This window comes from Chryseobacterium sp. S0630 (genome assembly GCF_024158915.1).
Taxonomy (GTDB): domain Bacteria; phylum Bacteroidota; class Bacteroidia; order Flavobacteriales; family Weeksellaceae; genus Chryseobacterium.
Genome location: NZ_JAMZGF010000100.1, coordinates 1 through 9221, shown reverse-complemented (window position 1 = coordinate 9221; position 9221 = coordinate 1). Strand labels below are relative to the sequence as shown.

The following is a 9221-nucleotide window of genomic DNA, read 5'->3' as shown; positions in this document are numbered from 1 at the left end:
ATTTTTTCTACTAACAGTTGATCCCGATGGGATCAAATCCAGCTCCAATAGGAGCTGACTGTTAATAGGACGTATTTTTTTTAAAATTAGAGCTCCGGAGGAGCGACCTGTTAATTCATGCCGTAAATATTGATATTTCCAATGTATTTATACTTTTTATCGGACAGTAATAATACAAGAGGCTGCCCAAACTTTTTGGGCAGCCTCTTGTATAAATGATTTTGTCTTTCTTATTTTCCAAACATTCCACCCATTCCAGGCATATTTGGCATTTTGCTCATCATCTGCATCATTTGCTTTCCTTGAGGCCCTTGCATCATCTTCATCATTTTACCCATTTGATCGAACTGTTTCATCAATTGATTCACATCTTCGATTTTTCTTCCTGCACCTTTAGCAATTCTACCTTTTCTCTGTGTATTGATAATGGAAGGTCTTCTCCTTTCTTCAGGAGTCATAGAGTAAATAATAGCTTCAATATGCTTAAACGCATCATCACTGATTTCTACGTCTTTAATCGCTTTTCCAACTCCAGGAATCATTCCCATCAAATCCTTCATGTTACCCATCTTCTTGATTTGATTGATCTGCTTAAGGAAATCATCAAAACCGAATTCGTTTTTAGCGATTTTTTTGTGAAGTTTTTTAGCTTCTTCTTCGTCAAACTGCTCCTGAGCTCTTTCTACTAAGGAAACAACGTCTCCCATTCCCAGGATTCTGTCTGCCATTCTTTCCGGGTAGAAAAGATCTAAAGCTTCCATTTTTTCTCCTGTAGAGATAAATTTGATTGGTTTTTCAACAACAGAACGGATCGTTAATGCAGCACCACCTCTTGTATCACCATCTAATTTCGTTAAAACAACTCCGTCAAAGTTCAAAGCATCATTGAATGCTTTTGCTGTATTCACAGCATCCTGACCCGTCATAGAGTCTACTACGAATAGCGTTTCATTGGGTTTAATGAAGTAATGAACAGATTTAATCTCGTTCATCATCTGCTCATCAATAGCCAAACGACCTGCCGTATCCACAATCACAACATCATGACCGTTTGATTTTGCAAAGTTGATTGCGTTTTCAGCAATGGTAGAAGGATTTGTAGAACCTTCTTCCGTGAAAACAGGAACATTAATCTGTCCTCCTAATACCTTCAACTGGTCAATTGCTGCAGGACGGTAAACGTCACATGCTACCAATAAAGGTTTTTTATTTCTTTTTGTCTGTAAATAATTAGCAAGCTTTCCTGAGAAAGTCGTCTTACCAGATCCCTGAAGACCTGCAATAAGGATTACAGTTGGTTTTCCCGAAAGATTAATTCCTTCCTGAGAACCTCCCATCAGGTCTACCAATTCATCATGAACAATTTTCGTCATCAACTGTCCCGGCGTAAGGGAAGTAAGAACGTTTTCTCCTAATGCTTTATCCTGAACTCTTTTTGTAAGATCTTTGGCAACTTTATAGTTAACGTCGGCATCCACCAATGCTCTACGGATCTCCTTTACGGTTTCCGCAACATTGATTTCAGTAATTTTTCCTCTACCGGAAATATTGTGTAATGCCTTGTCTAATTTATCCTGTAAACTATTAAACATATTTATTGTAAATTATAGGTTTGCAAAAATAAGGAATTTTTAGCATATCTAAAGTTTTTCAAGGGGTAATATTATATATATACGTAATATTATTATAGACAAGAAAAATGATAAATATCAAATCATGGTATAATCCGATAGAAAAAGTCTATTTTTGCGATCAATTAAAATATAGAATGAAAATCAATCCCAATATTCTTGTTGTCATTTTATTCTTTCTGACTTTCCTGGTGCATTTTTCCCTTTGGAAATTTGTTTTTCACCTGGATGAAATTGTGATCATTAAATTTTACCTTTTTCTAAGTGTCATGTTTATGATGATGATCACTCTTATTATCTTAATCAATAGAGTAGCACCGGAATTTTTAGGATTGTCTGTTATTGGTTTGATCCTTTTAAAATTCGGTTTGATGTACTTAATCAGAAAAAAACTGAACTTTGAAGTGATTCCTGGCTATAAATTTCATTTTATTATGCCCTATTTTGTCCTGACAGCCCTGCTTACATACTATGCCATCAAGCTGATTAATCATGATAAAAAACAGTAAAATAATTTATTGAAACTAGAAAAAATATCATATTTTTGCACAACGAAAAAAACCTATCAATGTTTAAGAAATTCGCAGTTTTATTCTACAGTATTTTTGTATTAAACTTAGTGTCTGCACAGCACGGTGAGGCTACTGCTGGCGCAGCTCCTGCTCAAGAGCTTTCAGAGAAAGACAAAGTAAGCAAAGAAAACAAAGAGTTCATCGATCATCACTTATTAGATGCACATGATTTCACATTGATGGTTGATAAAGAAGGTCACCACATCGGTTTCCCTCTTCCTGTTATTATTTATGATAACGGTTTCCACTCTTTCATGAGTAACAAAGAAGGGTTCATGCACGGAGAGCCTACTGAAGTAGATGGTTCTTTTTATGTGTTACATCACGAAAAGATCTATAAGACTGATGCAGCTGGAACTTTAACACTTGGTGAAGATGGTCATCCTACCAATGTAAAGCCTTTAGATCTTTCTATTACAAAAAGTGTATTGATCATTTTATTAGTGTCAATCTTTATGTTTGTATTATTTGTTGGAATGGCTAAATCTTATAAGAAGTCAGCAATTCCTACAGGTGTAGCAAGATTCTTAGAGCCACTAATCATCTTTGTAAGAGACGAAGTTGCTATTCCTAATATCGGACACAAGTATAAGAGATTCATGGGTTATTTATTAACCGTGTTCTTCTTTATTCTTTTCCTTAACGTTCTTGGATTAATGCCTTTCGGAATCAATGTTACAGGTAATATTACAATGACATTCTTCCTGGCTATCCTTACGTATTTGATTACAACATTCTCAGCGAACAAAGATTACTGGAAACACATCTTCTGGATGCCAGGAGTACCGGTTCCAATGAAACTGATCATGCTTCCTATCGAATTATTAGGAACAATCACTAAGCCATTCGCATTGATGATCCGACTTTTTGCAAACATGACTGCAGGACACATCGTAGTAATGAGTTTGATCGGATTGATCTATGTATTCAAAAATTTCATCGCAGGTGTTGCATTCCCATTCTTAACATTAGTAATTTATTTACTGGAAGTATTGGTAGCATTCCTACAGGCTTATATCTTTACAATGTTATCAGCACTGTTTATCGGAATGGCAGTAGAAGAGCACGAGCACGAACATCATGCAGCTCACTAATTGTGAAATTATAAATTAAAGTAAAACAAATTTTTTAAAATTATATATTATGGAAATCCCTAAAATTGTAGGTGCTGGTATCGTAGTACTAGGTGTAGGTATCGGTCTTGGTAAAATCGGAGCTGCTGCTCTTGAAGCTATCGCTAGACAACCTGAGCAATCTGGAAAAATCCAAACGGCTATGCTTATCGCAGCTGCACTTGTAGAAGGTGTTGCGTTTGCTGCTCTATTCGCAGTAAACTAATTAAATTCAAACCATTATCTGTGACGGTTGGTTACAGGTAATGGTTCTTTAAAAAAAGTAATAATTATTTATACATTTATATAATGGAATTAATTCATCAGTTTTCATCAGGGTTATTTATTATCCAGTCTGTAATTTTTCTAGCATTATTATTTTTGTTAGGTAAATTCGCTTGGAAACCTATTTTAACGTCTATCAATGACAGAGAAACATCTATTGTTGACGCTCTTAATCAAGCTAAATTAGCTAGAAAAGAAATGGAAACTTTAAAAGAGGATAACGAAAGAATCATTCGTGAAGCTAAAATCGAAAGAGATGCTATCCTTAAAGAAGCCAGAGAAATTAAAGACAGAATCGTAGGAGAAGCTAAAGATGTTGCTAAAGCTGAAGGAGACAAAATGATCGAAGCTGCTAAACAGACTATCAATGCTGAGAAAAATGCTGCAATGGCAGACATCAAAACTCAAATTGGTACTTTATCTGTAAACATTGCCGAGTCTATCTTGAAGCAAAAGCTAGACAACAGCGAAGCTCAAAACGAATTAGTTCAAAATTATTTAAACAAATCAAACCTTAACTAAGAATGCTTACATCTAAAGTAGCTAAAAGATACGCACAAGGTTTACTTGACTTCACCAACGAATCAGGTCAAACGGCTACTGTATTTTCTGAAATGAAAGATGTAGTAAAGATCATGAAAGAGTCTGCGGACTTAAATAAATTTTTCATGACTCCTTACATCGATTCTAAAAAGAAAATAGAAGTAGCAAACGAAATTTTCAAAGGTTTATCTGTCTCTTCTCAGAACCTGATCAGATTGGTTATTAAGCACGGACGTGAAAACCAATTGAAAAATATCGCTCAGGAATTCATCAATAAAGTTGAAGACCTTAGTGGTGTACAGAGAGTAACACTTACAACAGCAACTCCGCTTTCAAAAGAAAACCTTGATCAGATTTTAAGATCCACCAATCTTGTAAATGCTGATTCAAACTTTGATCTGAAAGTAAATGTGAAGCCTGAAATTCTTGGAGGATATGTTCTAAGAGTAGGTGACCAGCAGGTAGATGCGTCTGTGAAGACAAAATTGAACCAAGTTAAAAAAGATTTCCAATTAAATTAAGAAAAACAACCATACAATGGCAGAAATAAATCCGGCAGAAGTATCTGCGATCTTAAAACAGCAATTGGCCAACTTCGATACTCAATCAAACGTTGAGGAAGTAGGTACAGTTTTAACCATCGGTGATGGTATTGCTCGTGTATACGGGTTAGAAAACGTACAATACGGAGAGTTGGTGAAATTTTCTAGTGATGTAGAAGGTATTGTACTTAACCTTGAAGAAGACAACGTGGGTGTTGCTCTACTTGGTGAAAGTAAATTAGTAAAAGAAGGTGATACAGTAAGAAGAACAAACAGAATCTCTTCTATCAAAGTAGGAGAAGGTATGTTAGGAAGAGTAGTAGATACTCTTGGTAACCCAATCGATGGTAAAGGTCCTATTACTGGGGATTTATACGAAATGCCATTGGAAAGAAAGGCTCCTGGAGTTATCTTCAGACAGCCGGTAACTGAGCCTTTACAGTCTGGTATCGTGGCAATTGATGCGATGATCCCTGTAGGAAGAGGTCAGAGAGAGCTTATCATTGGTGACAGACAAACAGGTAAAACTACTGTTGCTATCGATACGATCATCAACCAAAAAGAATTCTTTGATGCTGGTAAACCAGTATATTGTATATATGTTGCTATCGGTCAGAAAGCTTCTACTGTAGCACAAATCGTTAAAACTCTTTCTGATAAAGGAGCTTTAGCTTATACGGTAATCGTTGCAGCTAACGCATCAGATCCAGTTCCAATGCAGGTATATTCTGCAATGGCAGGAGCTTCTATCGGTGAGTTCTTCAGAGACACTGGTAGACCAGCACTTATCGTTTATGATGATTTATCTAAACAAGCTGTTGCTTACCGTGAGCTTTCTCTACTATTGAGAAGACCACCGGGCCGTGAAGCTTATCCTGGAGACGTTTTCTACCTTCACTCAAGACTATTGGAAAGAGCTGCAAAAGTAATCGCTGATGACGAAATTGCTAAGCAAATGAACGATTTGCCAGAGTCTCTTAAGCCAATCGTAAAAGGTGGTGGTTCATTAACTGCCCTTCCAATTATCGAAACTCAGGCTGGTGACGTTTCTGCATATATCCCTACAAACGTAATCTCTATTACAGACGGACAGATCTTCTTGGAGTCTGATCTATTCAACTCAGGGGTTCGTCCTGCAATCAACGTAGGTATCTCTGTATCAAGGGTAGGAGGTAACGCTCAGATCAAATCAATGAAGAAAGTATCTGGTACATTGAAGCTTGACCAGGCTCAATATAAAGAACTAGAAGCGTTTGCTAAATTCGGTTCTGACCTTGATGCTTCTACTTTAGCAGTTATTTCTAAAGGAGAAAGAAACGTAGAAATCCTTAAGCAGCCGGTAAATGCACCACTTCCTGTAGAAAGTCAGGTAGCGATCGTATACGCTGGAACAGAAAACTTAATGAGAAACGTTCCTTTGAACAAGATTAAAGAATTCCAACACGAATATATCGAGTTCCTTAAGTCTAAGCACCCTGATACAATGGCTGCTATTAAGTCTGGAAAAATCGATAACGATATTACAGGTGTTCTTAAGCAGGCAGCTAACGATTTAGCTTCTAAATACAACTAAAAAATTCAATGTTTAAGGTTTGAAATATAGTGTTTTAAACCTTAAACTTTAGACCTTAAACTTTGAACCCAAATTAATGGCAAACTTAAAAGAAATACGAGGCAGAATTACGTCAATTTCATCTACGATGCAGATTACACGTGCTATGAAGATGGTTTCCGCAGCGAAACTTAAAAAAGCACAGGACGCAATCGTAATGTTAAGACCTTATTCTGAAAAATTACAGGAGCTTATCCAGAATGTAAATTCTAGCTCTGATCCTGATCAGATTTCTGTATATGCTCAGAAAAGAGAGGTTAAAAGAGTACTATTCATCGCTGTTACTTCAAACAGAGGTCTTGCGGGAGCTTTTAACTCTTCTATCGTAAAAGAGCTTAACCTTCAGTCTCAGAATAATTCTCAATATGAGATTGAAATTCTACCTGTAGGTAAAAAAGCATTTGATGCTGTAAGAAGAAACCGTACGGTATATGCTAATGGAAGTTCTGTATATGATAATCTGAACTTTGATGCTGTTGCTCATATCACTGAAGGGGTAATGACAAGCTTCAGAGAAGGTAAATTTGACGAAGTTTATGTTATCTATAACAAATTCGTTAATGCTGCTACTCAGGAAGTAACTACAGAAAAACTTCTTCCTATCTCAATGCCGGAAAACACTGAGCCACAGGTTGAAACAGATTATATCTTTGAACCTAACAGAACTGAGATTCTTGATAATTTGATTCCAAAGTCTATCAAAACTCAGGTTTTCAAAGCCATCTTAGATTCAGTAGCATCTGAGCACGGAGCGAGAATGACTGCAATGCACAAAGCAACAGACAACGCTCAAGCTTTAAAGAACGATCTAGTGATCTTCTATAACAAAGCAAGACAGGCTGCAATTACCAACGAAATCCTGGAAATTGTTTCCGGAGCAGAAGCTTTGAAAAATTCGTAAAGAATTATTTTACATACAAATTAAAGCACCGAAATTTTCGGTGCTTTTTGTTTTCATAAGGTTAAAACCGCTTTCTAGTACTCAAAAATCTTTATTTTCGTGAAAAATGAACACGTAGCCCAAATATTTTTTTAATTTAAAAATAGTCGTGTTATATCAAGCCATATTTTCTTAAGAAAATTCCTTCATTGAAATAATCAATCCCGGATTCAGGCAGGTTATTTTTATTTTACATATCTTTGTAGCTAATAAAATTTATACAACCTCTAAATGGACTCGGACATAGTCAGGCTTTTGCTGGCCTTATTTCTTGTTTTACTAAATGGCTTCTTCGTAGCCGCAGAATTTTCAATTGTTAAAGTTCGTTATTCACAAATTCAGTTAAAAGCCGCAGAAGGAAACTCTATGGCTAAGCAGGCAGAACATATCATCAAACATCTTGATGAATATCTTTCCGCTACACAATTAGGAATTACATTGGCATCCCTTGCCCTTGGTTGGGTAGGAGAAAGCGCCCTGCATCATATTGTTGAAAATATTTTTACGTCTTTGAGCATTAATTTGACTCAGACAACCATTACTACCATTTCAGTAGTGACAAGTTTTGTATTGATTACCATCATGCATATTGTATTTGGTGAGCTTATTCCAAAATCAATCGCTATCAGAAAATCTGAGGCAACTACAATGGCAACTGCGGTTCCGTTGAGAGTTTTCTATACGATTTTTAAACCGTTTATCTGGTTGATGAACTCCATGTCAAATGGTTTCTTAAGACTTGTAAAAATTCACCCTGCTTCCGAACAGGAAATTCACTCTACAGAAGAACTTCAGCTTTTGGTAAAACAAAGTGCAGACAGTGGTGAGATTGAAGAAGAAAACTATGAGATCATTAAAAATGCATTTGATTTTACAGATCACTCTGCCAAGCAGATCATGGTTCCAAGACAGAATATTACTTCCATAGACTTTGAGGAAGATGTTAATGATATTATCAACAAGATCATGGATAGCGGTTACTCGCGTATTCCTGTTTATATTGATTCCATTGATAATGTGATCGGAATTTTCTACACAAAAGAAATCATAAGAGAATTTGTGAAGAGAAAAGGAAATCTGGATCATGAAGATCTTAAAGACTTAATGCGTGATGCCTTCTTCGTGGTGGAAAGCAAAAAAGTTTCAGACTTACTGAAGACTTTCCAGCTTAAAAAGCAACATATCGCCATTGTTATTGACGAATTTGGTGGAACTGAAGGTATTATTACATTAGAAGATATTCTCGAAGAGCTTGTAGGAGAAATTCAGGATGAAGAAGATGATGAAGAAAAAATCGTTGATAAAATAGCAGACAATACCTATTGGGTACAGGCCACTCAGCCTTTGGACGAAATCAACGAATTCCTTCCTAAAAAACTTCCTCTTTCCGAAGAAAGCGAGTACAACTCACTAGCAGGATTCATTCTTTATGAACTGGAAGAAATCCCTGAAGAAAACCAGGAGTTTGATCTTGAAGATTATCACTTTAAAATTCTTAAAATGAACAACAAGAGTGTTGAACTTGTGGAACTAATTTATCAGGAACCTAATGCTATAGATCATCTGGCAGACAAAATAGGAGAAGTTTAAAAACATGAGAATGAATTTTTATAACAGCATAAAAGATTACGAGAATCCGAAACGTCAGTACGAAGAAGAAGTTCTCGTTTTAGATGATACGGATGAAGTTTATAAACTGGTATTGCATAACGATGATATTCATACATTTGATTACGTCATAGACTGTCTGATCGAAATTTGTAAGCATACCCTGGAACAAGCTGAGCAATGCACAATTCTGGTTCATTACAAAGGCAAGTGTACCGTAAAAACAGGCTCAATGGATGTGTTGAAGCCTATGCATGAAAAATTAATTTCGCGTGAATTAACAAGCGAAATCGTATAAAAATAAAGAAGCCGTCTCACAACTGAGGCGGTTTTTCTTGTTAAAAAGTAAATAATTTTTATATATTTTGATTTGTTT

10 protein-coding genes are annotated in these 9221 nt (G+C 36.0%); 9 read left to right on the top strand and 1 reads right to left on the bottom strand.

What is annotated here, in order from left to right:
* Positions 1 to 230 precede the first annotated feature (230 nt).
* Positions 231 to 1592 (bottom strand): signal recognition particle protein, encoded by a 1362-nt coding sequence (gene ffh / locus NK356_RS23695; protein ID WP_034695428.1) that lies wholly within the window; start codon positions 1590 to 1592, stop codon positions 231 to 233.
* 176 nt (positions 1593 to 1768) lie between these two features.
* Between ffh and NK356_RS23690 the strand changes: the two genes are divergently transcribed.
* The 9 genes from NK356_RS23690 (at position 1769) to NK356_RS23650 (ending at position 9143) form a co-directional block, all read left to right on the top strand.
* A complete protein-coding gene (locus tag NK356_RS23690; RefSeq protein ID WP_034695426.1) occupies positions 1769 to 2140 on the top strand; it encodes a hypothetical protein in 372 nt (123 codons plus the stop codon).
* A gap of 59 nt (positions 2141 to 2199) precedes the next feature.
* Positions 2200 to 3297, top strand: a complete 1098-nt coding sequence (atpB, locus tag NK356_RS23685; RefSeq protein ID WP_047429822.1) for a F0F1 ATP synthase subunit A — start codon at positions 2200 to 2202, stop codon at positions 3295 to 3297.
* Positions 3298 to 3346: 49 nt separating this feature from the next.
* Positions 3347 to 3541, top strand: coding sequence for an ATP synthase F0 subunit C (atpE, locus tag NK356_RS23680; protein WP_002979108.1), 195 nt, complete (start codon positions 3347 to 3349; stop codon positions 3539 to 3541).
* A gap of 83 nt (positions 3542 to 3624) precedes the next feature.
* Entirely contained in the window at positions 3625 to 4122 is a 498-nt protein-coding gene (locus NK356_RS23675; protein ID WP_034695422.1) for a F0F1 ATP synthase subunit B, read from the top strand.
* A 2-nt stretch (positions 4123 to 4124) separates the two neighbouring features.
* Positions 4125 to 4664, top strand: coding sequence for an ATP synthase F1 subunit delta (gene atpH / locus NK356_RS23670; RefSeq protein ID WP_034695420.1), 540 nt, complete (start codon positions 4125 to 4127; stop codon positions 4662 to 4664).
* A gap of 16 nt (positions 4665 to 4680) precedes the next feature.
* Positions 4681 to 6258, top strand: a complete 1578-nt coding sequence (gene atpA, locus NK356_RS23665; protein WP_034695418.1) for a F0F1 ATP synthase subunit alpha — start codon at positions 4681 to 4683, stop codon at positions 6256 to 6258.
* 76 nt (positions 6259 to 6334) lie between these two features.
* Positions 6335 to 7198 carry an ATP synthase F1 subunit gamma gene (gene atpG / locus NK356_RS23660; RefSeq protein WP_034695417.1) on the top strand — a complete coding sequence of 288 codons (864 nt, stop codon included), beginning with the start codon at positions 6335 to 6337 and terminating at the stop codon, positions 7196 to 7198.
* Positions 7199 to 7468: 270 nt separating this feature from the next.
* Complete coding sequence (locus NK356_RS23655) at positions 7469 to 8827, top strand: hemolysin family protein (RefSeq protein ID WP_034695416.1); 1359 nt, start codon at positions 7469 to 7471, stop codon at positions 8825 to 8827.
* Positions 8828 to 8837: 10 nt separating this feature from the next.
* Positions 8838 to 9143: an ATP-dependent Clp protease adaptor ClpS gene (locus NK356_RS23650; RefSeq protein ID WP_099049883.1), complete on the top strand. Its 306-nt coding sequence runs from the start codon at positions 8838 to 8840 to the stop codon at positions 9141 to 9143.
* Positions 9144 to 9221: the final 78 nt, after the last annotated feature.